This is a genomic window from Rivihabitans pingtungensis, assembly GCF_003201855.1.
Lineage (GTDB): Bacteria > Pseudomonadota > Gammaproteobacteria > Burkholderiales > Aquaspirillaceae > Rivihabitans > Rivihabitans pingtungensis.
This window is the reverse complement of sequence record NZ_QJKI01000007.1, coordinates 118,801-142,030: the sequence shown is the minus strand read 5'-3', so window position 1 is coordinate 142,030 and position 23,230 is coordinate 118,801. Positions and strand designations below refer to the sequence as shown.

The 23,230-nt window shown below is 63.1% G+C and carries 20 protein-coding genes and 1 tRNA gene; 16 read left to right on the top strand and 5 right to left on the bottom strand.

Features of this window, described 5'->3' with window-relative positions; all coding sequences use genetic code 11:
* Window positions 1–56 precede the first annotated feature (56 nt).
* Window positions 57–1,595, bottom strand: coding sequence for a murein biosynthesis integral membrane protein MurJ (gene murJ / locus DFR34_RS07660; protein WP_110390561.1), 1,539 nt, complete (start codon window positions 1,593–1,595; stop codon window positions 57–59).
* Between the two features lie 160 nt (window positions 1,596–1,755).
* Between murJ and rpsT the strand changes: the two genes are divergently transcribed.
* Both rpsT and ygfZ read left to right on the top strand, forming a co-directional pair.
* Window positions 1,756–2,022 (top strand): 30S ribosomal protein S20, encoded by a 267-nt coding sequence (gene rpsT / locus DFR34_RS07655; RefSeq protein ID WP_110390560.1) that lies wholly within the window; start codon window positions 1,756–1,758, stop codon window positions 2,020–2,022.
* Between the two features lie 143 nt (window positions 2,023–2,165).
* Complete coding sequence (ygfZ, locus tag DFR34_RS07650) at window positions 2,166–3,119, top strand: CAF17-like 4Fe-4S cluster assembly/insertion protein YgfZ (protein ID WP_110390559.1); 954 nt, start codon at window positions 2,166–2,168, stop codon at window positions 3,117–3,119.
* A gap of 232 nt (window positions 3,120–3,351) precedes the next feature.
* Here the strand turns inward: ygfZ and DFR34_RS07645 are convergent.
* Window positions 3,352–3,428 (bottom strand) — tRNA-Pro (locus tag DFR34_RS07645).
* 232 nt (window positions 3,429–3,660) lie between these two features.
* Here DFR34_RS07645 and DFR34_RS07640 point away from each other — a divergent pair.
* A complete protein-coding gene (locus DFR34_RS07640; RefSeq protein ID WP_110390558.1) occupies window positions 3,661–4,572 on the top strand; it encodes a recombination-associated protein RdgC in 912 nt (303 codons plus the stop codon).
* A gap of 35 nt (window positions 4,573–4,607) precedes the next feature.
* The gene (gene rlmM / locus DFR34_RS07635; protein WP_110390557.1) at window positions 4,608–5,699 is read left to right on the top strand and encodes a 23S rRNA (cytidine(2498)-2'-O)-methyltransferase RlmM; all 1,092 of its coding nucleotides are present in this window, start codon (window positions 4,608–4,610) and stop codon (window positions 5,697–5,699) included.
* Here rlmM and DFR34_RS07630 read toward each other — a convergent pair whose 3' ends face one another.
* Both DFR34_RS07630 and DFR34_RS07625 read right to left on the bottom strand, forming a co-directional pair.
* A complete protein-coding gene (locus DFR34_RS07630) occupies window positions 5,700–6,047 on the bottom strand; it encodes a hypothetical protein (protein ID WP_110390556.1) in 348 nt (115 codons plus the stop codon).
* 158 nt (window positions 6,048–6,205) lie between these two features.
* A complete protein-coding gene (locus DFR34_RS07625; protein WP_110390570.1) occupies window positions 6,206–7,186 on the bottom strand; it encodes a malate dehydrogenase in 981 nt (326 codons plus the stop codon).
* A 245-nt stretch (window positions 7,187–7,431) separates the two neighbouring features.
* Here DFR34_RS07625 and DFR34_RS07620 point away from each other — a divergent pair, with 245 nt between their 5' ends.
* The 12 genes from DFR34_RS07620 (at window position 7,432) to sucD (ending at window position 21,711) form a co-directional block, all read left to right on the top strand.
* The gene (locus DFR34_RS07620; RefSeq protein ID WP_110390555.1) at window positions 7,432–8,157 is read left to right on the top strand and encodes a GntR family transcriptional regulator; all 726 of its coding nucleotides are present in this window, start codon (window positions 7,432–7,434) and stop codon (window positions 8,155–8,157) included.
* A gap of 587 nt (window positions 8,158–8,744) precedes the next feature.
* Window positions 8,745–9,119 (top strand): succinate dehydrogenase, cytochrome b556 subunit, encoded by a 375-nt coding sequence (gene sdhC / locus DFR34_RS07615; RefSeq protein ID WP_110390554.1) that lies wholly within the window; start codon window positions 8,745–8,747, stop codon window positions 9,117–9,119.
* Window positions 9,113–9,457: a succinate dehydrogenase, hydrophobic membrane anchor protein gene (gene sdhD, locus DFR34_RS07610; protein ID WP_110390553.1), complete on the top strand. Its 345-nt coding sequence runs from the start codon at window positions 9,113–9,115 to the stop codon at window positions 9,455–9,457. The genes sdhC and sdhD overlap by 7 nt, the downstream gene beginning before the upstream one ends.
* Window positions 9,457–11,223 carry a succinate dehydrogenase flavoprotein subunit gene (gene sdhA, locus DFR34_RS07605; protein WP_110390552.1) on the top strand — a complete coding sequence of 589 codons (1,767 nt, stop codon included), beginning with the start codon at window positions 9,457–9,459 and terminating at the stop codon, window positions 11,221–11,223. The genes sdhD and sdhA overlap by 1 nt, the downstream gene beginning before the upstream one ends.
* A 15-nt stretch (window positions 11,224–11,238) precedes the next feature.
* Window positions 11,239–11,943 carry a succinate dehydrogenase iron-sulfur subunit gene (locus tag DFR34_RS07600; protein WP_110390551.1) on the top strand — a complete coding sequence of 235 codons (705 nt, stop codon included), beginning with the start codon at window positions 11,239–11,241 and terminating at the stop codon, window positions 11,941–11,943.
* The gene (locus DFR34_RS07595; RefSeq protein WP_110390550.1) at window positions 11,940–12,200 is read left to right on the top strand and encodes an FAD assembly factor SdhE; all 261 of its coding nucleotides are present in this window, start codon (window positions 11,940–11,942) and stop codon (window positions 12,198–12,200) included. The genes DFR34_RS07600 and DFR34_RS07595 overlap by 4 nt, the downstream gene beginning before the upstream one ends.
* Window positions 12,201–12,265: 65 nt before the next feature.
* Window positions 12,266–13,555: a citrate synthase gene (gene gltA, locus DFR34_RS07590; RefSeq protein WP_110390549.1), complete on the top strand. Its 1,290-nt coding sequence runs from the start codon at window positions 12,266–12,268 to the stop codon at window positions 13,553–13,555.
* Between the two features lie 271 nt (window positions 13,556–13,826).
* A complete protein-coding gene (locus DFR34_RS07585) occupies window positions 13,827–16,646 on the top strand; it encodes a 2-oxoglutarate dehydrogenase E1 component (RefSeq protein WP_110390548.1) in 2,820 nt (939 codons plus the stop codon).
* A gap of 100 nt (window positions 16,647–16,746) precedes the next feature.
* On the top strand, window positions 16,747–17,967 hold the full coding sequence (odhB, locus tag DFR34_RS07580) for a 2-oxoglutarate dehydrogenase complex dihydrolipoyllysine-residue succinyltransferase (protein ID WP_110390547.1): 1,221 nt from the start codon (window positions 16,747–16,749) through the stop codon (window positions 17,965–17,967).
* A gap of 96 nt (window positions 17,968–18,063) precedes the next feature.
* Window positions 18,064–19,494 carry a dihydrolipoyl dehydrogenase gene (lpdA, locus tag DFR34_RS07575; protein WP_110390546.1) on the top strand — a complete coding sequence of 477 codons (1,431 nt, stop codon included), beginning with the start codon at window positions 18,064–18,066 and terminating at the stop codon, window positions 19,492–19,494.
* A 74-nt stretch (window positions 19,495–19,568) separates the two neighbouring features.
* A complete protein-coding gene (gene sucC, locus DFR34_RS07570; protein ID WP_110390545.1) occupies window positions 19,569–20,735 on the top strand; it encodes an ADP-forming succinate--CoA ligase subunit beta in 1,167 nt (388 codons plus the stop codon).
* 88 nt (window positions 20,736–20,823) lie between these two features.
* Window positions 20,824–21,711: a succinate--CoA ligase subunit alpha gene (sucD, locus tag DFR34_RS07565; protein ID WP_110390544.1), complete on the top strand. Its 888-nt coding sequence runs from the start codon at window positions 20,824–20,826 to the stop codon at window positions 21,709–21,711.
* A gap of 164 nt (window positions 21,712–21,875) precedes the next feature.
* On the opposite strand, the gene DFR34_RS07560 is transcribed toward sucD, so the two are convergent.
* Window positions 21,876–23,147: an O-acetylhomoserine aminocarboxypropyltransferase/cysteine synthase family protein gene (locus tag DFR34_RS07560; RefSeq protein ID WP_110390569.1), complete on the bottom strand. Its 1,272-nt coding sequence runs from the start codon at window positions 23,145–23,147 to the stop codon at window positions 21,876–21,878.
* Between the last annotated feature and the right edge of the window lie 83 nt (window positions 23,148–23,230).

The following is a 23,230-nucleotide window of genomic DNA, read 5'->3' as shown; positions in this document are numbered from 1 at the left end:
AGGGCGCGCGCAGACAGTGCAACACGGCACGGCCAGGCGCGTTTTTTCAGCAGCGCTCAGTGTTCCTTGCGCCGGAAATCCGCCAGCCTGAAACCCTGGGCGTACAGCATGCCAAAGTACACAATCACTCCCATCACCACCATGGCAGTCAGCCACAGCGTGCGCGTCAGCGCCGGCTGATGCGCCCAGTCAAACGGCGACCCCCAGTTCAGCGCCAGCAGCACCTCGGCCATCACCAGCACCGCCAGCAGCAAGCGGCGGGCAAAGCGCCCCCAGTCGTCCTGCGGCTGATAAATGCCCTGTTTGCGCAGTTGGTACAGCAACAGCCCGGCGTTCAGGCAGGCGCCCAGGCCAATGGCCAGCGACAGCCCGGCGTGCTTGAGCGGAATAATAAACACCAGATTCATCACTTGAGTGCAGCCCAGGGTGATCATGGCGATGCGCACCGGGGTTTTCACGTTCTGCCGAGCGTAAAACCCCGGCGCCAGCACCTTGACCAGAATCAGCCCAACCAGGCCAATGGCGTAGGCAATCAGCGCCTGCTGGGTCATCGCCACATCGTGGGCATTGAACTTGCCATACATGAATAAGGTGGCGATCAAGGGCTCGGACAGCACTGCCAGGCCCACCGACGCCGGCAGTGCCAGCAGCAGCGACAGGCGGATGCCCCAGTCCAGCAAGCGGGAAAACTCGCCATCATCGGCCTGGGCGGCGTGGCGCGACAGCGAGGGCAGCAAGATGGTGCCCAGCGCCACGCCCAGCACGCCAGTGGGGAATTCCATCAGCCGGTCGGCGTAATACATCCACGACACGCTGCCGGACACCAGTAGCGAGGCAAAAATGGTGTTGATCACCAGCGACACCTGGCCAATCGACACGCCAAAAATCGCCGGGCCCATCTGCTTGAGAATGCGGTTTACCCCGGCGTCAGAGAAATTCACCTTGGGCCACGGCAGCATGTGGATGCGGCGCAGATACGGCAGCTGAAACGCCAGCTGCGCCACGCCGCCGGCAAACACCGCCCAGCCCAGCGCCAGCACTGGCGGGTCGAAATACGGCGCCAGCAGGGTGGAAAACACAATAAAGCTGATGTTCAGCAAGGTGGGGGTAAAGGCCGGAATGGAAAACTGCCGCCAGGTGTTCAGCACGCTGCTGGCCAGCGAGGCCAGCGAAATCAGCAAGATATACGGAAAGGTAATGCGCAGCAGGGTGACGGTGAGGGCAAACTTGTCGCCATCGCCGCCAAAGCCTGGCGCCGACAGATAAATCACCCAGGGCGCCGCCAGCATGCCCAGCACCGTGACCGCCGCCAGCGCCAGCGTCAGCACGCCGGCCACATTGGCCAGCAGCGCGCGCGCGGCGTCTTCGCCTTGTTTTTCTTTGTATTCGGCCAGCACCGGCACAAAAGCCTGCGAGAACGCGCCTTCGGCAAAAATACGGCGCAGCAGATTGGGCAGCTTGAACGCCACAAAAAACGCGTCAGTGGCCATGCCGGCGCCAAAGGCGCGGGCAATGATGGCGTCGCGGGCAAAGCCGAGAATGCGCGAAACCAGGGTCATGCTGCTGACTCTGGCCAGCGTTTGCAGTAGGTTCATAACACAATCAACACGCCGACCAGCGGCAAAGCCGGCATTTTATACGATTTCCGCTCTGACGCCGGCAGAATCACATGGGGCAACAAGGGCTTGAGCTTGCCAAACCTATCCGTGGTAAGTACAATCGCGAGTTTTACAGAATCCGTCCCAGGAGACATCCATGGCAAATAGCGCACAAGCTCGCAAGCGCGCTCGCCAGGCCGAAGTGGCCCGCGAGCATAACGCTAGCCTGCGTACCCAATACCGTACCGCCGTCAAGAAAGTGCTGAAGGCTGTGCTGGCCGGCGACAAGGCCGCCGCTCAAGAAGTGTTCAAGTCTTCCGTCGCCGTGATCGACCGCATCGCCGACAAGAAAGTTGTGCACAAGAACAAGGCTTCTCGCCACAAGAGCCGCCTGTCCGCCAAGATCAAGGCCCTGGCTGCCTGATCGTTGCGCGTTCTTGCTGCAATAAAAAACCCCGCCCACGAGCGGGGTTTTTTATTGGCGGTTTGCGTCCTCTTGAATCCGCGCCATTTGCCGCGATGTCTATCTAATTCCCCCGTTTTGCCATCCTGAATGAGGAGCCCGTCATGAGCGCCACTGCCCCCCTGCCCGATTACCCTGCCGCTGGCGCCGCCAGCTGGTGTGAGCTGAACGAATTTGCCGTACTGGATTTTTACGGAGAAGACGCGCCAAGCTTTTTGCAAGGCCAGCTGTCCAGCGATGTGCGCGAAGTCAGCGAACAACACGCCCAGTATTCCAGCTATTCCACCGCCAAGGGCCGCATGCTGGCCAGTTTTCTGATCTGGCGGCGCGATGAGCATTACCGCTTGCTGGTGTCGGCGGACCTGGCCGAGGCGATGAAAAAACGCCTGGGCATGTTCATCCTGCGCGCCAAGGTCAAGCACGCCATCGACGCCGACACCGTGCTGCTGGGCGTGCAAGGCGAGGCGGGCGCGCTGGCGACGGCCTTGGGCGTGGCCTTGCCGCAAGAAGTGGGCGCGGTGGCGCAGGCGGCGGGCGGCAGCGTGCTGGCCCTGGCTGGTGGGCGTTGCCTGCTGGCGCTGAGCGCCGACGCCGCCCCGGCGGTGCGCGCCGCGCTGGCCGAGGCCGGGCTGACGCAAACCACGTCGGCCGCCTGGCGCGCCGCCGACATTGCCCACGGTTTGCCGTGGATCAGCGTCGCCACGCAAGAAATGTTTGTGCCGCAGATGGCCAATATGGAGCTGATTGGCGCGGTGAACTTCAAAAAAGGCTGCTATCCGGGTCAGGAAATCGTTGCCCGCTCGCAGTACCTGGGCAAGGTCAAGCGCCGCATGTTCCGCGTGCGCATCGCCGACCCGGCCGCCGCGCCGGGCGCTGAGCTGTTCAGTCCGGCCAGCGGCGAGCAGGTGATTGGCAATCTGGTGAATGTCGCGCCAGTGGATGGCGGCGTGGAGGCGCTGGCGGTGTTTCAGCTGCCGGCGCTGGAAGCGGGTGTGCATCTGGGCAGTTTGAGCGGCCCGCGGCTGGAGGTGCTGACCCTGCCGTATTCGGTGGAATAAGAGCCGCTAACAAAACCCTCCTGGCGTTGTTGCCCGACCTTGCCGTACTACCCGTACTGTCTGCGGTCGCGCGCCTAGCCAGGATCGCTTCGCTGGGTTTTGTTAGCCGCTCTGGCTTGGGCGGCGCCGGGCGTCGGCGCTGACTGGGCGGCGTGCGGCGTCGGGTTGCGCAGGCGAACGGACAAAACAAAAAACGGAAACACCGTGAAGATGTTTCCGTTTTTCTCGAATCTGGTCGGGGTGAGAGGATTCGAACCTCCGGCCTCTACGTCCCGAACGTAGCGCTCTACCAGGCTAAGCTACACCCCGAATTTTTCTCATTGACTGCTTTGTTGCATTGCGTCGCTGAGAGATGCGCATATTAGAGGATGACTTATGGCTTGGCAAGGGATTTTTGCAGAAAAATGAGAGAAATTTTGCAGAAGATGAAAAATCAGTCACTTATCCGCCGGCCAGACAGCGGCTTTGCCGGTTTATTTCCTGCGGATGGCGCAGCTCGGCTACAATCCGCTGCCCAAGTCTTTTTGCGTGGACGCCTCTGATGTGGTTCAAACAACTCACCCTGTATCGCCTTGATCCCCAGGCCCTGCCGGCGCTGGACGCGCTGGAAGCCGCGCTGCAACAGCGCCTGTTTGCGCCCTGCGCCGGGCTGGACTGGTTTACCCAGGGTTTTGTGCCGGCTGCGCGCCATCAGCCTGACCTGATGCTGTTCCGCCAGGGCGAAATGGCGCTGGTGGCCTTGCGCCGCCAGGAGAAAGTCTTGCCCGCCAGTGTGATCCGCGACCTGACCGACGAGCGCGTGCAAGAAATCGAAGCCCGCGATGTGCGGCGGGTGGGCAAAAAAGAAAAACAGCAACTGCGCGAGCAGGTGGCTGATGAACTGCTGCCGCGCGCGTTCTCCCGCAATCTGCATGTGCGCGCCTGGCTGGACTTGGCGCACGGCTGGCTGGCGGTGGACGCCGGCAGCGCCGCCCGCGCCGAAACCCTGCTGAGCGCCTTGCGCGACGCCTTGCCGCCGTTTCCGGCGCGTTTGCCGCGCACCCGGCTGTCGCCCGCCACGCAAATGACCGCCTGGCTGCAAGGCGAAGCCCCGCCCGGTTTTGCCCTGGACGCCGATTGCGAGCTCAAGGCGCCGGGCGAAGGCGGCGCCGTGGTGCGCTGTAGCCGTCAGGACCTCACCGCCAGCGAAGTGCGCGCCCATCTGGACAGCGGCAAGCAGGTGAGCAAGCTGGGCCTGATCTGGCAGGAGCGCATCCGCTTTGTGCTCACCGAAGACCTGGGCGTGCGCCGCGTGCAGTTTCTTGACCTGCTGCAAGAAGAAGCCGAGCAGGCCGGCGACGACGCCGAATCGCTGTTTGAAGCCACCTTTGCGCTGATGACCGGCGAGCTGGCGGTGCTGATTGCCGATTTGATCGACGCGCTAGGCGGCGAACCGCAAGACCAGGACGCCTGAACGCCCGCGCCTTTCCACTCTGAATTGACGACCCGATGACTGTTTCTGTTTCCCCAGCCCAGGGCTGGGTGTTGTATTGCCGCCCCGGCTTTGAGCGCGATTGCGCACAAGAAGCCTATTTGCACGCCCTGCGCCAGGGCGCCGAGCTGCGCATTGCCGAAGCCGTGGAAAACAGCGGCTATGTCCGCCTGGAAGGCCGCGCCCGCGCGCCGGACTGGAGCGCGCTGGTGTTTGCCCGTCAGGCGCTGTCCTTGCTGGCCATGGTGGAGCTGCCCGAGCGCGACCGGCTGACCCCGCTGCTGGACGCGCTGCCGGCGCAACCGGCGGTGTTTGCCGATGTCTGGCTGGAAATGCCGGACACCAACGATGGCAAGGCGCTGTCGGCGTTTACCCGTCGCTTTGCGCCCTTATTGCAGGACGCGCTGATTGACCAGCGCCGTCTGGGCGGCCGCCCGGACGGCCCGCGCCTGCATGTGTTTTTTCCGGATAAACAGCGCGCCTGGCTGGCGCTGGGCGACCCGCGACTGAGCGCGCCGTGGCCGATGGGCATCCTGCGCCTGCGCATGCCGCCCGACGCACCCAGCCGCTCGGCGCTGAAACTGGCCGAAGCGTTTGATATGTTTTTGTCCGCCGAAGACCAGCAGCGCTATCTGCACGACGGCCTGCGCGCGGTGGACCTGGGCGCCGCGCCCGGCGGCTGGACCTGGCAGCTGCTGCGCCGTGGCCTGCGGGTGATTGCCGTGGACAATGGCCCGCTCAAGGGCATGGTGGCCGAACACCCGTGGGTGACCCATCTGCGCACCGACGGTTTTCGCTTCCGCCCGGATCGCCCGGTGGACTGGGTGGTGTGCGATATGGTGGAAAAACCCTCGCGGGTGGCCACGCTGATGGCCAACTGGCTGATTGGCGACCACGCCCGCCACGCCATGTTCAACCTGAAACTGCCGATGAAAAAACGTCAGGAAGCGCTGGAAAGCGCGCTGAACGACATCGAAACCCTGATGCAGGCGCACGACATCCGCTATCGCCTGTCGGTCAAGCAGCTGTATCACGACCGCGAAGAAGTCACCGTCTACCTGGGCCGCGAAGCGCGCCCGCGCCGCAATGGCAATAGCAAGCGGCGCTGATCAGCGCTGACCCGGCGGCAGTGCCAGCAGCTTTTGCTGACACTGATACACCTGCGCCGGGTCGGCCACCGCCGGCCCGCTGCCGCCACCTTGCGTCTGTGCACGCAAGCGCAGGTTCTCGCCCTGCCGCCGCGCTTCCCCCAGCGCCTGCTGAACAAACTCCGCCGATGTCAGCCGCGTGGCCGCCTGCAAATACGGCGTGGCATAGCGCGGCCCCAACTGGTCGGCACACATTACCAGCTCGTAAGCCTGGCGCTGCTGCGGGCTACTGTCGGCATCCAGCAACCCGCCCAGCGACGGGCCAAACAGGGCGGGGGCGATGAGAGTGAAAAGGCTGAGGTCGGCCATGGGGGTGCTCGGGTGAAGATGGCGCAGTGTAGCGCATGCGATGAGGTCATGCGCAGCGGCAAGTTCCGCGGTAAAAACAAAAAACGCACCGTCATGGGTTGACGGTGCGTTTTTTTCTGCGCCCGCCCGGCTGGCGCCGGGTGAGCGACAAGTGGGAATCAACCCAGCAGGTGAGCCACGCCAGCGCGCTCTTCTTCCAGCTCGTTCAGGGTGACGTTGATGCGGCCACGGCTGAATTCGTCGATTTCCAGGCCTTGCACAATGGTGTATTCGCCATTGGCGCAGGTCACCGGGAAGCCGAACATCACGCCTTCCGGGATGCCGTAGGAACCGTCGGACGGAATGCCCATGGTCACCCACTTGCCGTTGGTGCCCAGTGCCCAGTCGTGGATGTGGTCGATGGCGGCGTTGGCGGCCGAGGCGGCGGAGGACAGGCCACGGGCTTCGATGATGGCGGCGCCGCGCTTGCCGACGGTCGGCAGGAACACGTCGCTGTTCCACACATCGTCGTTGATCATTTGCTTGACGCTCTCGCCGCCGATGGTGGCAAAGCGGTAGTCAGCGTACATGGTCGGGCTGTGGTTGCCCCACACGGCCATGTTTTCGATGTCGGCCACGGCCTTGCCAGTTTTGGCGGCCAGTTGCGACAGGGCGCGGTTGTGGTCCAGACGCAACATGGCGGTGAAGTTCTTGGCCGGCAGATCCGGGGCGGACTTCATGGCGATGTAGGCGTTGGTGTTGGCCGGGTTGCCCACCACCAGCACCTTGACGTTGCGGCTGGCGTGGTCGTTCAGCGCCTTGCCCTGCACGGTGAAGATGGCGCCGTTGGCTTCCAGCAGATCCTTGCGCTCCATGCCCTTGCTGCGCGGACGGGCGCCCACCAGGATGGCGTAGTCGGCATCCTTGAAAGCCACGTTCGGATCGTCGCTGGCCACCATGCCGGCCAGCAGCGGGAAGGCGCAGTCTTCCAGTTCCATCATCACGCCTTTAACAGCGGCCTGAGCTTGCGGCAGGTCCAGCAGTTGCAGGATCACCGGCTGGTCTTTGCCCAGCATTTCGCCAGAGGCGATGCGGAACAGCAGGGCGTAACCAATTTGACCAGCAGCGCCGGTGACGGCAACACGAACGGGGGCTTTCATCGATTGACTCTCCATTTGTATACGGAACGGGATTTAGCATGCTGCGCGAGACACGATGCGGCCGGCGCGGGCCGGCGTGTCGGCGTCAGGTGCGCCGCTCTCCTTCTGTGCCCATCACATGCTGGTCCGAGTGTAACACTAAACCCCCCTGACTTGCCATGCGCAAACAGGAGGATCGTGCTAGTGTTATGTCTTATATAAGATATGCATGGACAACCCTGAAAGAAAGGTGTAAAAACACGTCGATGACAACGGACAAGCCCAGTTTTCAGCCGCTGTACCAGCAAATACGCACGCTGCTCGCGCAGCGCATTGCGCAAGGCGAATGGGCGGCGCACGAGGCCTTGCCCAGCGAGTGGGCGCTGGCCGAATCGCTGGGCGTCAGCCAGGGCACGGTGCGCAAGGCGCTGACGGATTTGGTGGACGAAGGCTGGTTGTATCGCCAGCAAGGCAAGGGCACTTTTGTGGCGCCGGGCTTGAATGAATGGGGCGATGGTCATCTGGTCACCCCCGGCCAGTTTGCCGAGCCGCCTGGCTCGCCAGTGCCCGAGCTGCTGTCGTGCACCCGCGCCAACGCCAGCGAGGATATCGCCCAGGCGCTGAGCCTGCGCCGCGCCGCGCCGCTGTTTCGGGTGCGCCTGCTGTGGCGTCTGGCCGGGGTGGCGGTGGCGCTGGATGATGCTTATGTGCCGGTGGGGCGCTTTGAAGAAATCGACGCCCGCCGCCTGCGTCAGTACGGCAACAGCTTGTACACCCTGCTGGAGCGCCGCGACGGCGTGCGGGTGCGCCTGGGGGCGATTCAGGCGCGCGCCACGCTGCCAGACCGGGAAACCATGACCTTGCTGGGGCTGAGCGATGTCGAGCCGCTGCTGATGATCACCCGGCTGGGGCAGGCGCTGACCGGCGAGGTGGTGGAATGGCGCGAGCGTTTATGCCGCAGCGCGCGCTGGGCTTTTCAGCGCGAACCGTAATACAGCATTCGATGGGATGGAGTCGCCGCCCGCCAGGGCGGCCCCGCGAGACAGGTCGCAAGACCGCCAATCACAGAACCGGGTTCACCCGGTCGCAGTCGGCCCGGCAGGTGTGGGCGGATCGGTCTTGACCGGCCGTCCGCACCCGTCCGGACGCCGTCATGACACAAGACTGGTCGGCTGTTCAAAAGCCAGGCCAGCAGCGCTGCGGGAACACACTGCATGGCGCGAAGATGAAAATCGATGTCGTCGTTCTGTAACAGGATGCGGGGGCGCTTGGTTTTTTGATAGAATTTGCAGGTTTGGCCGGCTGTCGCCTGTGCGGGGGCGGGTCATGAAACACGGTGTTGCCCCTGTTTTTGCAGGGATTTTGCTGCGGCGAGCTCGGACGGCATGAAGCGTCCGACAGCTTTGGCGGCGGCGATCTTCTGGATTGCCGGTGCCAGCGCCCGCCGCCATGAGCGGCGAAAAGCGGCAAGCAGTCAGCACACGGAGCCTTCGCGTCGGGTTCGACGTCGGCTCTAAGGCCCGGGGCGACGCCCCGGAAATGTCAAACCTCAGGTGTCTTGTTTCATCAAGGAAGCGCTATGCAGAAGAAACGACCAAAACACCTCGACGTCGGTCAGATCAGATTGCCGGTTCCCGGCATTGTCTCGATCCTGCATCGGATCTCGGGTGTTGTCCTGTTCCTGTTCCTCCCCGTCTTCATCTATCTGTTGTCCGGCTCGCTCAGTTCTGCGGCGGACTTCGAAACCTACCAGGCCGTGGTCGGTCATCCGCTGGTCAAACTGGTGCTGATCGGCCTGCTGTGGGCCTTCCTGCACCATCTGTGCGCCGGCATCCGCTTCCTGTTCCTCGATATTCACAAGGGTCTTGAGCTGGAAACCGCCCGCGCTACCGCCAAGGCCACCCTGGTGGTGAGCATCGCATTGACCCTGCTGATCGGAGGTGTGCTGTGGTAAACCGCATCGTCGTTGGCGCCCATTACGGCCTGCGTGACTGGATTCTCCAGCGCGCCACTGCCGTGATCATGGCGATTTACACCGTCGGCATCGTGCTGGCGTTGCTGGCCATCCCCGGCACCCATGAAGGCTGGAAGGCATTTTTTGCCTGTACCGCCGTGCGTGTGGTCACCCAAGTGACCCTGATCGCCCTGTTCGCCCACGTCTGGGTTGGCATGCGCGACCTGTGGATGGACTACATCAAGCCGGTCGGCCTGCGCCTGACCATGCATGTGTTCACCATTGTCTGGCTGGTGGGCACTCTTGTTTATTCGGTTAAAGTCGTGTGGGGTATGTAATGAGCGTCCCAGTTCGTCGTTTTGACGCAGTGATCGTGGGTGGCGGCGGCGCCGGCCTGCGCGCGGCGCTGCAGCTGTCTGAAGCGGGTCTGAAGACCGCTGTTCTCTCCAAAGTGTTCCCGACCCGCTCCCACACCGTGGCGGCCCAGGGCGGCATTTCTGCATCGTTGGGCAATGTGCAGGAAGACCGTTGGGACTGGCACATGTACGACACCGTCAAGGGTTCCGACTGGCTCGGCGACCAAGACGCCATCGAATTCATGTGCCGCAAGGCGCCTGAAGCCGTGATCGAGCTTGAGCACTTCGGCATGCCGTTTGACCGTCTGGAAAACGGCAAGATTTACCAGCGTCCGTTCGGCGGCCACATGGCCAACTTCGGCAAGACCCCGGTGCAGCGCGCCTGCGCCGTGGCTGACCGCACTGGCCACGCCATGCTGCACACGCTGTACCAGCGCAATGTGCGCGCCAACACCCAGTTCTTTGTCGAATGGATGGCGCTGGACCTGATCCGCGACGCCGACGGCGACGTGGTGGGCGTGACCGCGCTGGAAATGGAAACCGGCGAAATCTCGGTGCTGCACGCCAAGGCTGTGCTGTTCGCCACCGGCGGCGCTGGCCGTATTTTCTCCGCATCGACCAACGCCTTCATCAACACCGGTGACGGCCTGGGCATGACCATTCGCGCCGGCATTCCGCTGGAAGACATGGAATTCTGGCAATTCCACCCGACCGGCGTAGCCGGCGCGGGCGTGCTGATCACCGAAGGCGTGCGCGGCGAAGGCGGCATTCTGCTCAACTGCAATGGCGAGCGCTTCATGGAGCGCTACGCGCCGAACGCCAAGGATCTGGCTTCGCGTGACGTGGTGTCCCGCGCCATGGCCGTGGAAATCTACGAAGGCCGTGGCTGTGGCAAGAACAAAGACCACGTGCTGCTCAAGCTGGATCACCTCGGCCCGGAAATCATCAACCAGCGTCTGCCTGGCATCCGCGAGATCGCCATCAAATTCGCTGGCGTGGATCCGATCAAAGAGCCGATCCCGGTGGTGCCGACCTGCCATTACCAGATGGGCGGCATTCCGACCAACTACAAGGGCGAAGTGGTGGCGCCGAAGGGCGACAACCCGGAAGACCGCGTCAACGGCTTCTACGCCGCTGGCGAATGCGCCTGCGCCTCGGTGCACGGCGCCAACCGCCTGGGCACCAACTCGCTGCTGGATCTGGTCGTGTTCGGCAAGTCTGCCGGCGAAAGCATGATCGAATTCATCCGCAACGAACGTCCGGCCCACAAGCCGCTGCCGGAAAACGCCGCTGACTACTCGCTGTCGCGCATTGCCCGTCTGGAAAACCAGACCAATGGCGAAGAAGTGGCCGATGTGCGCACCGCCATGCAGCAAGTGGTGCAGCGTCACGCTGGCGTGTTCCGCACCCAGGAAGTGCTGGAAGAAGGCGTCAAGCAGATCAAGGCCGTGGCCGAGCGCGTCAAGCGCACCCAGATCAAGGACAAGTCCCAGGTCTGGAACACCGCCCGCATCGAAGCGCTGGAAATGGACAACCTGATCGAAGTGGCCCTGGCCACCCTGATCTCCGCCGAAGCGCGCAAGGAATCCCGTGGCGCCCACGCCCGCGATGATTTCCCTGATCGCAACGACGAGACCTGGATGAAGCACACGCTGTACTCGCGCGAAGACTTCAAGCTCAGCTACAAGCCGGTGCACAATCAGCCGCTGACGGTGGATTACATCGCCCCGCAAAAGCGCGTGTACTAAGGAGCCGCCGACATCATGGAAAAAATGCGTTTCTCCCTTTACCGCTACAACCCGGACAAGGACGCCAAGCCCTACATGCAGGACATCGAAGTCGAAGTTGACGCCACCGATGTCAAGCTGCTGGACGCCCTGGTCAAGTTGAAGGCGGTGGATGACACCCTGTCCTTCCGTCGCTCCTGCCGCGAAGGCATCTGCGGCTCGGACGCGATGAACATCAACGGCAAGAACGGCCTGGCCTGCGTGACCGACCTGCGCAGCCTCAAGCAGCCGATCACCCTGCGCCCGCTGCCTGGCCTGCCGGTCATCCGCGACCTGATCGTGGACATGACCCAGTTCTTCAAGCAGTACCACTCGATCAAGCCCTATGTGGTCAACGACACCCCGGCGCCGGAGCGTGAGCGTCTGCAATCGCCGGAAGACCGCAAAGAGCTGGATGGCCTGTACGAGTGCATTCTGTGCGCCTGCTGCTCGACCTCCTGCCCGTCGTTCTGGTGGAACCCGGACAAGTTCGTTGGCCCGGCTGGCCTGTTGGCCGCGTATCGCTTTATTGCCGATACCCGCGACACCATCACCAGCGAGCGTCTGGACAACCTGGAAGACCCGTACCGCCTGTTCCGTTGCCACACCATCATGAACTGCGTGGACGTGTGTCCGAAGGGCCTGAACCCGACCAAGGCCATCGGCAAGATCAAAGACCTCATGGTGCGTCGCGCCGTATGAGCGAGGCCGAACACCCGTTCGACGAGATCGAGCTCAAGCGCATGCGCTGGCGTTCCCGGCGTGGGCTGCTTGAACTCGACATCGTGATCGAGCGCTTTCTGGCCAGCGACTTCGATCAGCTCAGCGTGGCGGATCTGCACGCCTACCGCGAGCTGTTGACCTGGGACGACACCGACCTGCTGGACCTGGTCAACTGCAAGATCGAAGCCGACGCCCCGCACCTGCAACCGGTCATCGACCGGCTGCGTCGCGCTTAAACAAGACGCCCCGTCCGTGTGGTGCGGACAGGGGCGCCCTTAAAACCCTACCTGGGAGTATTGCTGTGGAAACGAATCGCAAAGTGACCCTTTCCTACGACGAGGGCAAAACCCTGGATATGCCGGTGATGTCCGGCACCCTGGGCCCGGACGTCGTGGACATCCGCACCTTCGCCAAAACCGGCATGTTCACCTTTGACCCTGGCTTCCTGGCGACTGCCGCCTGCGAATCCAGCATCACCTTCATCGACGGTGACCTGGGTCAACTGTACTACCGCGGCTACCCGATCGAGCAACTGGCCGAGCACTCCGACTTCCTGGAAAGCTGCTACCTGCTGCTGAACGGCGAACTGCCGACTGCCGAGCAATTCGCCGAATTCAACCGCAAGATCATGCGCCACAACATGCTGAACGACCAGATCATGTCGTTCTTCAAGGGCTTCCGCCGCGACGCCCACCCGATGGCCGTGATGGTGGGTGTGGTCGGCGCGCTGTCCGCCTTCTACCATGATTCGCTGGACATCAACGACGCACACCACCGCGAAGTGTCGGCCCACCGCCTGATCGCCAAGGTGCCGAACATCGCCGCCCAGGCCTATCGCTACAACAAGGGCCTGCCGTTCAGCTACCCGAAGAACGGCCTGACCTACTCCGAGAACTTCCTGCACATGATGTTCTCGACCCCGTGCGAAGAGTACAAGGTCAACAAGGTGCTGGCCAAGGCGCTGGATCGCATCTTCATCCTGCACGCTGACCACGAGCAAAACGCCTCCACCTCCACCGTGCGTCTGGCTGGCTCCTCGGGCGCCAACCCGTTTGCATGTATCGCCGCCGGCATCGCCTGCCTGTGGGGCCCGTCCCACGGCGGCGCCAACGAAGCCGTGCTGAAAATGCTGGACGAAATCGGCTCGGTGGAAAACGTGCCGGCCTTCATGGAAGGCGTCAAGGCCAAGACCCACAAGCTGATGGGCTTTGGTCACCGCGTGTACAAGAACTTCGACCCGCGCGCCAAGATCATGAAGGAAACCTGCGACGAGGTGCTGAACGAACTGGGTCTGCGCGACGATCCGAAGTTCCAGCTGGCCATGAAGCTGGAAGAAATCGCCCTGAGCGACCCGTACTTCATCGAGCGCAAGCTGTACCCGAACGTGGACTTCTACTCCGGCATCGTGCTGTCCGCCATCGGCATCCCGGTGTCCATGTTCACCCCGATCTTCGCCCTGGCTCGCACCGTGGGCTGGATCAGCCACTGGACCGAAATGATCTCCGATCCGGGCATGAAGATTGGCCGTCCGCGTCAGCTGTACACCGGTTCGGTGCGCCGCGACTACGCGCAAGTGGCCGATCGCAAGTAATTCAGCCATGCGCCTGAGCCATCAGGCAAACCGCTGGCTGTCGCTCCTTTGGGGCGGCGGCTGGCGCGTTGAGCAGTATCCCGCCCCGCAAGGGGCTGGCCGCTGGCGGCGCAGGCCGCCAGTTCTTCAGTCGCAGCAAAAAATATAAAAAATGAGGCACGAAACGCTCTCGGGCGCCGGCTGCCCAGAAACATTGAGACAACGCCGGCGAGCCACCAGGCGCGCTTCGTACCCGCTGCACGGGCAGTCAACAAAGGGTCGACCACACATCATGATGCAAACCTTGCAAAGTCATTCCTACCTGTTTGGCGGGAATGCACCGTTTATCGAGGAACTGTACGAACAGTACCTTGCCGACGCCAACGCCGTGCCCGGCGAATGGCGTGAATATTTTGACAAACTCCAGCAACAAGGCGGCGTGGCGCGCGATGTGCCGCACCAGCCGATTCAGGAGTCGTTCATCCAGCTGGCCAAGCAGCCGCGCATTGGCGCCGCGCCCAGCGCCAGCGCTGACGGCGCCTCGCTGCAAAAGCAGGTGGCGGTGCTCAAGCTGATTTCGGCTTATCGCGTGCTGGGCTCGCGCTGGGCCAATCTGGATCCGCTCAAGCGCATGGACCAATCGCCGGTGCGCGAGCTGGACCCGTCCACCCACGGCCTGTCCGACGCCGACATGGCGGTGCAATTCAACACCGGCTCGCTGGTTGGCCAGCAGAAAAAGCTGCCGCTGTCGGAAATCCTGAAAAACCTCAAGCAAACGTACTGCGGCAATATCGGCCTGGAGTACATGCACATCACCAATTCCGAACAAAAGCACTGGATCATGCAGCGCTTTGAAGCGGATTTGTCCACCCCGCGTTTCGGCAAGGACGCCAAAAAGCGCATCCTCAAGCAAGTGACCGCCGCCGAAACCCTGGAACGCTACCTGCACACCAAGTACGTCGGCCAGAAGCGCTTCTCGCTGGAAGGCGGCGAATCGATGATTGCCGCGCTGGACAACCTGATCCAGAACTCCTCGTCGATTGGCGTGCAAGAAATCATCATCGGCATGGCCCACCGTGGCCGTCTGAACGTGCTGGTGAACACCCTGGGCAAGCTGCCGCGCGACCTGTTCGCCGAATTCGAAGGCCGCCCGGCGGTGGAACTGCCGTCCGGCGACGTGAAGTACCACATGGGCTTCTCGTCCGACATCCCTACCGCCAATGGCCCGGTGCACGTGTCGCTGGCGTTCAACCCCTCGCACTTGGAAATCGTCAACCCGGTGGTGGAAGGCTCGGTGCGCGCGCGCCAGCAACGCCGTGGCGACCACGAGCGCCGTCAAGTGGTGCCGGTGCTGATCCACGGTGACGCCGCCTTCGGCGGCCTGGGCGTCAACCAAGGCACCTTCAACCTGTCGGGCACCCGTGGCTATGGCACTGGCGGCACGCTGCATCTGGTGGTCAACAACCAGGTGGGCTTCACCACCTCCGACACCCGCGACATGCGCTCCACGCTGTATTGCACCGACGTGGCCAAAATGGTGGAAGCCCCGATCTTCCACGTGAATGGCGACGATCCGGAAGCGGTCTGCTATGTGATGCAGGCGGCCATGGAATTCCGCATGCAGTTCAAGAAAGACGTGGTCATCGACCTCGTCTGCTTCCGCAAGCTGGGCCACAACGAGGGCGATGACCCGATGTTGACCCAGCCGATGATGTACAAAAAAATCGCCAAGCACCCAGGCGTGCGCGCCAAGTATGCCGAGCGTCTGGTGACCGAAGGCGTGGTGTCCGCCGCTGAGGCCGACGACCTGATTCGCGCCTACCGCGATGCGCTGGACAAGGGCGAGCACGTTGAACACACCGTGCTGAGCAACTACACCCGCGCCCACAAGCTGGACTGGACGCCGTTCCTGGGCACCCACTGGGCGCACCCGACCGACACCACCCTGCCGGCCAACGACATCAAGCGCCTGGCCGACAAGGTCACCAGCGTGCCGGAAGGCTTCAAGCTGCACCCGACCGTGGACAAGGTGCTGGCCGCCCGCCGCCTGATGGGCGCTGGCGAACAGCCGGTGGACTGGGGCATGGCGGAAACCCTGGCCTACGCCTCGCTGGTGGAAAACGGCTACGGCGTGCGCATTTCCGGCGAAGACTCTGGCCGTGGCACCTTCAGCCATCGCCACGCCGTGCTGCACGACCAAAACCGTGAGCGCTGGGACCAAGGCAACTACGTGCCGCTGCGCCATCTGTCGGACAACCAGGCTGAATTCCTGGTGATCGACTCGATCCTGAACGAAGAAGCCGTGCTGGCCTACGAATATGGCTACGCCTGCTCGGCCCCGGATCAGCTGGTGATCTGGGAAGCCCAGTTTGGCGACTTCGCCAACGGCGCCCAGGTGGCGATTGACCAGTTCATCGTCTCTGGCGAAACCAAATGGGGCCGTCTGTGCGGCCTGACCATGATTCTGCCGCACGGCTACGACGGCCAGGGCCCGGAACACTCGTCCGCCCGCGTCGAGCGCTACCTGCAACTGTGCGCCGAGCACAACATCCAGGTGGTGATGCCGTCCACCGCTGCGCAGATGTTCCACATGATGCGCCGTCAGATGCTGCGTCCGTACCGCAAGCCGCTGGTCATCATGATGTCCAAGCGTCTCTTGCGCCTGAAGGATTCGCTCTCCCCGCTGTCCGAACTGACCTCCAGCAGCTTCAAGCCGGTGATCGGCGACGTGACCGAGCTGGACGCCAAGAAGGTCAAGCGCGTGGTGGTGTGCGCCGGTCAGGTCTATTACGATCTGTTCAACGCCCGCAAAGAAGCCGGCAATGACGAGCTGGCCATTGTTCGCTTGGAACAGCTGTACCCGTTCCCGACCGAGCAACTGGCCGCCGAACTGGCTAAGTACCCGAACGCCCGCGAACTGATGTGGGTGCAGGAAGAGCCGAAGAACCAAGGCGCCTGGTACCAGATCCGTCATCGTCTGGAAAAACTGCTGTCGCCCAAGCAAACCCTGCTGTTCGCCGGCCGGCCGTCGTCCGCTTCGCCGGCCGTGGGTTACATGTCCAAGCACGTCGCCCAGCTCAAGTCGCTGCTGGCCGAGGCCGTGGCCAAGTAATCCCGCGCCCGGCCGCCTCCGTGGCGGCCGGGCACATGCATTGCACAAGACCCCATTTGAACGGGCTGCCCGCCGGGCGGCCCACTGAGGAGACCCTCACATGCTGATCGAAATCAAAATCCCGGTGTTCGCCGAATCCGTGACCGAAGGCACCATCGCCGCCCTGCACAAAAAAGTGGGTGACGCCGTGGCCCGCGATGAAAACCTGGCCGACATCGAAACCGACAAGATCATGCTGGAACTGCCGGCCCCGCAAGCCGGCGTGCTGGTTGAACTGACCGTGGCCGTGGGCGACACCGTCACCAGCCAACAGGTGATCGGCAAGATCGACACCGCCGCCAGCGCCGCCGCAGCAGTGCAAACTGTTGCCGCCGAAGTCGGCGTGCCGGCCAACGCGATTGGCTTTGGCACTGCCGTGGCGCCGCGCGCTGATGGCGAAACCCTGGCCATGCCGGCCGCCAAGAAACTGGCCGCTGAAACCGGCGTGGATCTGGCTGGCGTGGCAGGCTCCGGCCGCGATGGCCGCGTGCTGAAAGAAGACGTCGCCGCTGCCGCCGCCAAGCCGGCTGCCGCCCCGGCCAAGCCCGCCGCTGCCCCGGTTGTCGCCCTGCCGGTCGGCGACCGTCCGGAACAACGCGTGCCGATGACCCGCCTGCGCAAGGTGGTGGCCGAGCGTCTGGTGCAGTCGCAACAGACCAACGCCATCCTGACCACCTTCAACGAAGTCAACATGAAGCCGTTGATGGACCTGCGCAACCTGTACAAAGACAAGTTCGAAAAGGCCCACGGCGTCAAGCTGGGCTTTATGGGCTTCTTTGTGAAGGCCGCCGTGCACGCCCTGAAAAAGTACCCGATCATCAACGCCTCGGTGGACGGCACCGACATCGTGTACCACGGCTACTTTGACATCGGCGTGGCCGTGGGCAGCCCGCGTGGCCTGGTGGTGCCGGTGATCCGCAACGCCGACCTGCTGAGCCTGGCCGACATCGAGAAGCAAATCGCTGACTTTGGCAAGCGCGCCCAAGAAGGCAAGCTGGGCCTGGACGAGCTGACTGGCGGCACCTACACCATCTCCAACGGCGGCACCTTTGGCTCGATGATGTCCACCCCGATCATCAACCCGCCGCAATCCGCCATCCTCGGCATGCACTCCACCAAGGAGCGCGCTGTGGTGGAAAACGGCCAGATCGTGGCTCGCCCGATGATGTACCTGGCGCAATCCTACGACCACCGCATCATCGACGGCCGCGAAGCCGTGCTGAGCCTGGTGGCCATCAAGGAAGCCATTGAAGATCCGGCCCGCCTGATCCTCGACCTGTAATCATCCGCGTTGCGGCGCGCTGGCCCTGTCCGGGCCGAGCGCGCCGTTGCCATATCCGGAGCCAGGCCACAAGCCTGCATACCAGGAGCACACCGAATGAGCCAAAGCTTTGACGTCGCCGTGATCGGCGGCGGCCCCGGCGGCTATGTTGCCGCCATCCGCGCCGCCCAACTGGGCTTTAACACCGTCTGCATCGACGCCTTCAAGAACCCGCAAGGCAAACCCAGCCTGGGCGGCACCTGCCTGAACGTGGGCTGCATCCCGTCCAAGGCGCTGCTGCAATCCTCGGAAAACTACCACGCCATCCAGCACGACTTTGCCGCCCACGGCATCACCGCCGAAAACCCGAAGATCGACATCGCCAAGATGCTCGAACGCAAGGACGGCATCATCACCAAAAACGCGGGCGGCATTGCCTTTTTGTTCAAAAAGAACAAAGTCGCCAATGTGCACGGTCTGGGCAAGCTGGTGGGTCGCCAGAACGAAAAATGGCTGATCGAAGTCACTGACGGCGGCGAAACCCAGCAAATCGAAGCCACCCACGTCATCGTCGCCACCGGCTCCAACCCGCGTCCGCTGCCGGGCGTGGAAGTGGACAATGTGCGCGTGCTGGACAACGCTGGCGCGCTGGCCATGACCGAGGTGCCGGCCCGCCTGGGCGTGATTGGCGCGGGCGTGATCGGCCTGGAAATGGGCAGTGTGTGGAAGCGCCTGGGCGCTGAAGTCACCGTGCTGGAAGCCATGCCGACCTTCCTGGCCGCCGTGGACGAGCAAATCGCCAAAGAAGCGCACAAATACCTGACCAAGGACACCGGCCTGGTGATCCACAATGGCGTGAAAATCGGCGCGATTGAAAACGGCGCCGACGCCGTCACCGTCAAGTACGAACTCAACGGCCAAGCGCAAGAGCTGGTGGTGGACAAGCTGATTGTCGCCATCGGCCGCGTGCCCAACACCGCTGGCCTGAACGCCGAAGGCGTGGGCCTGCAAATCGACGAGCGCGGCTTTATCGTGGTGGACGACCACTGCCACACCAATCTGCCCAATGTCTGGGCCATTGGCGACGTGGTGCGCGGCCCGATGCTGGCGCATAAGGCCAGCGATGAAGGCGTGGCCGTGGCCGAGCGCATTGCCGGGCAAAAGCCGCACCTGGACTTCAACACCATTCCGTGGGTGATCTACACCCACCCGGAAATCGCCTGGGTGGGCAAGACCGAGCAACAGCTCAAGGCCGACGGCGTGGACTACAAAAAAGGCACGTCCGGCTTTGCCGCCAACGGCCGCGCGCTGGGCCTGGGCATGACCCAAGGCACGGTGAAGGTGCTGGCCTGCGCCAAGACCGACCGCATCCTGGGCGTGCACATCATCGGCCCGATGGCTTCCGAACTGGTCGCCGAAGCCGTGGCCGCCATGGAATTCTCCGCCAGCAGCGAAGACATCGCCCGCATCGTCCATGCCCACCCGAGCCTGTCGGAAGTGGTGCACGAAGCCTGCCTGGCCGCTGACAAGCGCGCCCTGCACGGCTGATGATTTTTCAGTGAGGCGCGCCGCCAACCCCGGCGCGCCTCACGCCTCGCCCCTGAAAAAAGAGAGACAGACACATGAACCTGCACGAATACCAAGCAAAAGAATTGCTGGCCAAATACGGCCTGCCGGTGCAACAAGGCGTCCTCGCCACCAACGGCGAAGAAGCAGCCGCTGCTTTCGACAAGCTGGGCGGCAAGTTTGCCGTGATCAAGGCCCAGGTGCATGCCGGCGGCCGCGGCAAGGCCGGTGGCGTGAAGGTGGTGAAGAGCCGCGAGGAAGCCGCTGACCTGGCTGCCAGCCTGATCGGCAAGAACCTGGTGACCTACCAGACCGACGCCAATGGCCAGCCGGTGAACAGCGTGCTGGTGTGTGAAGACATGTACCCGGTGCAGCGCGAACTGTACCTGGGCGCCGTGGTGGACCGTTCCTCCCGCCGCGTGACCTTCATGGCTTCCACCGAAGGCGGCGTGGAAATCGAAGAAGTGGCGCACAACACCCCGGAAAAAATCCTGAAAGTCACCGTGGATCCGCTGGTCGGCCTGCTGCCGTTCCAGGCGCGTGACGTGGCGTTCCAGCTGGGCCTGGAAGGCAAGCAAATCAACGAATTCGTCAAGCTGATGACCGGCGCTTACCAAGCCTTCGTCGAAAACGACTTCGCCCTGTTCGAAATCAACCCGCTGGCCATCCGTGGCGACGGCAGCCTGGCCTGCGTGGACGCCAAGGTTGGCATCGACTCCAACGCCCTGTACCGCCTGCCGGCCGTGGCCGCGCTGCGCGACAAGTCGCAAGAAAACGAGCGCGAGCTGAAGGCCAGCGAATTCGACCTCAACTACGTGGCGCTGGAAGGCAATATCGGCTGCATGGTGAACGGCGCCGGTCTGGCCATGGCCACCATGGACATCATCAAGCTCAAGGGCGGCCAACCGGCCAACTTCCTGGACGTGGGCGGCGGCGCCACCAAGGAGCGCGTGATCGAAGCCTTCAAGCTGATCCTGGCTGATCCGTCGGTGCAAGGCGTGCTGATCAACATCTTCGGCGGCATCGTGCGCTGCGACATGATCGCCGAGGCCATCATCGCCGCCGTCAAGGAAGTCAACGTCACCGTGCCGGTGGTGGTGCGCCTGGAAGGCAACAACGCCGAAGCCGGCGCCAAGCTGCTGGACGAGTCCGGTCTGAAGCTGACCGCCGCCCAGGGCCTGAACGACGCCGCCGAGAAAATCGTCGCCGCCGTCAACGCCTGATGTGGAGCGAGGCCGACGGCGACGGGCGTGCGCCGGCTACCGCCTCCTCCTCCGTTGACACGCCTGACACCCAGTTTTGAGGTTACAAATGAGCGTACTCGTTAACAAGAACACCAAAGTCCTCGTTCAAGGCTTTACCGGCAAGAACGGCACCTTCCACTCCGAACAGGCTCTGGCCTACGGCACCCAGGTTGTGGGCGGCGTGACCCCGGGCAAGGGCGGCAGCCAGCATCTGGGCCTGCCGGTGTTCAACACCATGAAAGAAGCCGTGCGCGAAACCCAGGCCGACGCCTCGGTGATCTACGTGCCGGCCCCGTTCGTGCTGGATTCCATCGTTGAAGCCGTGGACGCCGGCATCAAGCTGATCGTCACCATCACCGAAGGCGTGCCGACCCTGGACATGCTCAAGGCCAAGCGCTACATCGAGCAAACCGGCGGCGTGCGCCTGATCGGCCCGAACTGCCCTGGCATTATCACTCCGGGCGAGTGCAAGATCGGCATCATGCCGGGCCACATCCACAAACCGGGCAAGATCGGCATCGTGTCCCGCTCCGGCACCCTGACCTACGAAGCCGTGGCGCAAACCACCGCCGCTGGCCTGGGCCAATCCACTTGCATCGGCATTGGCGGCGACCCGATTCCGGGCACCAGCCACATCGACGCACTGGAACTGTTCCAGAACGACCCGGAAACCGAAGCCATCATCATGATCGGTGAAATCGGCGGCACCGCCGAAGAAGAAGCTGCCGAGTTCGCCAAGTCCAATGTGACCAAGCCGATTGTTGGTTACATCGCTGGCGTGACCGCGCCGAAGGGCAAGCGCATGGGCCACGCAGGCGCCATCATCTCCGGCGGCAAGGGCACCGCTGAAGAAAAGTTTGCCGCGTTCGAAAAAGCCGGCATCCGCTACACCCGCAGCCCGGCCGAACTGGGCAGCACCCTGGTGGCCCTGCTGAAAGAAAAGGGCATGCTGTAAGCCTGGTGCGCACGCCGGCTGCTGCCGGCGTCAGCCATGAAAAAGCCCTGCGAATTTCGCAGGGCTTTTTTTCTGGCGGGAGTGCGGCTTAGTGACGCTAAGAAAAACCGCCATACGGGCACGCTGTATGGCGGTTTTTGGGCGGGGAGAGTCACGCCAGGCTTTTACGCAGCCGCCAGCGCCTGCTCGATGTCGGCCAGAATATCGTCGATGTGCTCAATGCCAATCGACAGGCGCACCATGTCCGGCTTGACGCCGGCCTTGGCCAGTTCTTCGTCGTTCAGCTGGCGGTGGGTGGTGCTGGCCGGGTGGGTGGCCAGGCTCTTGGCGTCGCCGATATTGACCAGGCGGGTCACCAGCTTGAGCGCATCCAGGAAGCGCGCGCCGCCTTCGCGGCCGGATTTCACGCCAAACGATAAGATGCCAGAGGCGCGGCCGCCCATGTATTTGTCCACCAGCGGCTTGCTGGCGTTGTCGGCCAGGCCGGCGTATTCCACCCAGCTCACAGCCGGGTGGCTGGCCAGGTGTTCGGCCACGCGCTGGGCGTTTTCGCAGATGCGGTCCATGCGCAGCGCCAGGGTTTCGATGCCTTGCAGGATCAAAAAGCTGTTGAACGGCGAAATGGTCGCGCCCATATTGCGCAGCGGCACCACGCGGGCGCGGGCGATGTAGGCGGCCGGGCCGAGTGCTTCAACGTAGTTGACGCCGTGGTAGCTGACATCCGGGGTATTCAGGCGGGCAAAGCGCTCTTTGTGCTCGCCCCAGGGGAATTTGCCCGAATCGACAATGATGCCGCCGATGCTGTTGCCGTGGCCGCCCAGGTATTTGGTCAGCGAATGCACCACGATGTCGGCGCCGTGTTCGAACGGGCGGCACAGATACGGCGAGGGTACGGTGTTGTCCACAATCAGCGGCACGCCAGCGGCGTGGGCCACGTCGGCAAAGGCGGCAAAGTCCACCACATTGCCCAGCGGATTGCCCACCGATTCACAGTACACTGCCTTGGTGCGGGCATCGACCAGCGCGCTTACCGCCTGCGGGTCGCGGTAATCGACAAAACGCACTTCGATGCCCAGCTGCGGCAGGGTGTGGGCAAACAGATTATAGGTGCCGCCATACAGGGTGCTGGTGGCGATGATATTGTCGCCCGATTCGGCGATGGTCTGGATCGAATACAGAATGGCCGCCATGCCCGAGGCCAGCGCCAGCCCGGCAATCCCGCCTTCCAGCTCGGCCACGCGCTTTTCCAGCACGTCGGTGGTCGGGTTCATGATGCGGGTGTAGATATTGCCCTGTACCTTCAGGTCGAACAGGTCGGCGCCGTGTTGGGCGCTGTCGAAGGCGTAGCTGGCGGTCTGGTACACCGGCACGGCCACGGCCTTGGTGGTCGGGTCGGGGGTATAGCCGCCGTGGACGGCGATGGTTTCCAGTTTCATGCGGTCTGGCTCCTCTATTTTGTGATGAAACGACTTGGCGAAGTTACCCGGAATGGCCACATGCTGCAATAGTGCATGGCAAT

Bases quoted from the DNA above. Each gene is read 5' to 3' on its own strand.
- murJ (WP_110390561.1), bottom strand. From the start codon at position 1,595: ATGAACCTACTGCAAACGCTGGCCAGAGTCAGCAGCATGACCCTGGTT.
- rpsT (WP_110390560.1), top strand. From the start codon at position 1,756: ATGGCAAATAGCGCACAAGCTCGCAAGCGCGCTCGCCAGGCCGAAGTG.
- ygfZ (WP_110390559.1), top strand. From the start codon at position 2,166: ATGAGCGCCACTGCCCCCCTGCCCGATTACCCTGCCGCTGGCGCCGCC.
- DFR34_RS07640 (WP_110390558.1), top strand. From the start codon at position 3,661: ATGTGGTTCAAACAACTCACCCTGTATCGCCTTGATCCCCAGGCCCTG.
- rlmM (WP_110390557.1), top strand. From the start codon at position 4,608: ATGACTGTTTCTGTTTCCCCAGCCCAGGGCTGGGTGTTGTATTGCCGC.
- DFR34_RS07630 (WP_110390556.1), bottom strand. From the start codon at position 6,047: ATGGCCGACCTCAGCCTTTTCACTCTCATCGCCCCCGCCCTGTTTGGC.
- DFR34_RS07625 (WP_110390570.1), bottom strand. From the start codon at position 7,186: ATGAAAGCCCCCGTTCGTGTTGCCGTCACCGGCGCTGCTGGTCAAATT.
- DFR34_RS07620 (WP_110390555.1), top strand. From the start codon at position 7,432: ATGACAACGGACAAGCCCAGTTTTCAGCCGCTGTACCAGCAAATACGC.
- sdhC (WP_110390554.1), top strand. From the start codon at position 8,745: ATGCAGAAGAAACGACCAAAACACCTCGACGTCGGTCAGATCAGATTG.
- sdhA (WP_110390552.1), top strand. From the start codon at position 9,457: ATGAGCGTCCCAGTTCGTCGTTTTGACGCAGTGATCGTGGGTGGCGGC.
- DFR34_RS07600 (WP_110390551.1), top strand. From the start codon at position 11,239: ATGGAAAAAATGCGTTTCTCCCTTTACCGCTACAACCCGGACAAGGAC.
- DFR34_RS07595 (WP_110390550.1), top strand. From the start codon at position 11,940: ATGAGCGAGGCCGAACACCCGTTCGACGAGATCGAGCTCAAGCGCATG.
- DFR34_RS07585 (WP_110390548.1), top strand. From the start codon at position 13,827: ATGATGCAAACCTTGCAAAGTCATTCCTACCTGTTTGGCGGGAATGCA.
- odhB (WP_110390547.1), top strand. From the start codon at position 16,747: ATGCTGATCGAAATCAAAATCCCGGTGTTCGCCGAATCCGTGACCGAA.
- lpdA (WP_110390546.1), top strand. From the start codon at position 18,064: ATGAGCCAAAGCTTTGACGTCGCCGTGATCGGCGGCGGCCCCGGCGGC.
- sucC (WP_110390545.1), top strand. From the start codon at position 19,569: ATGAACCTGCACGAATACCAAGCAAAAGAATTGCTGGCCAAATACGGC.
- sucD (WP_110390544.1), top strand. From the start codon at position 20,824: ATGAGCGTACTCGTTAACAAGAACACCAAAGTCCTCGTTCAAGGCTTT.
- DFR34_RS07560 (WP_110390569.1), bottom strand. From the start codon at position 23,147: ATGAAACTGGAAACCATCGCCGTCCACGGCGGCTATACCCCCGACCCG.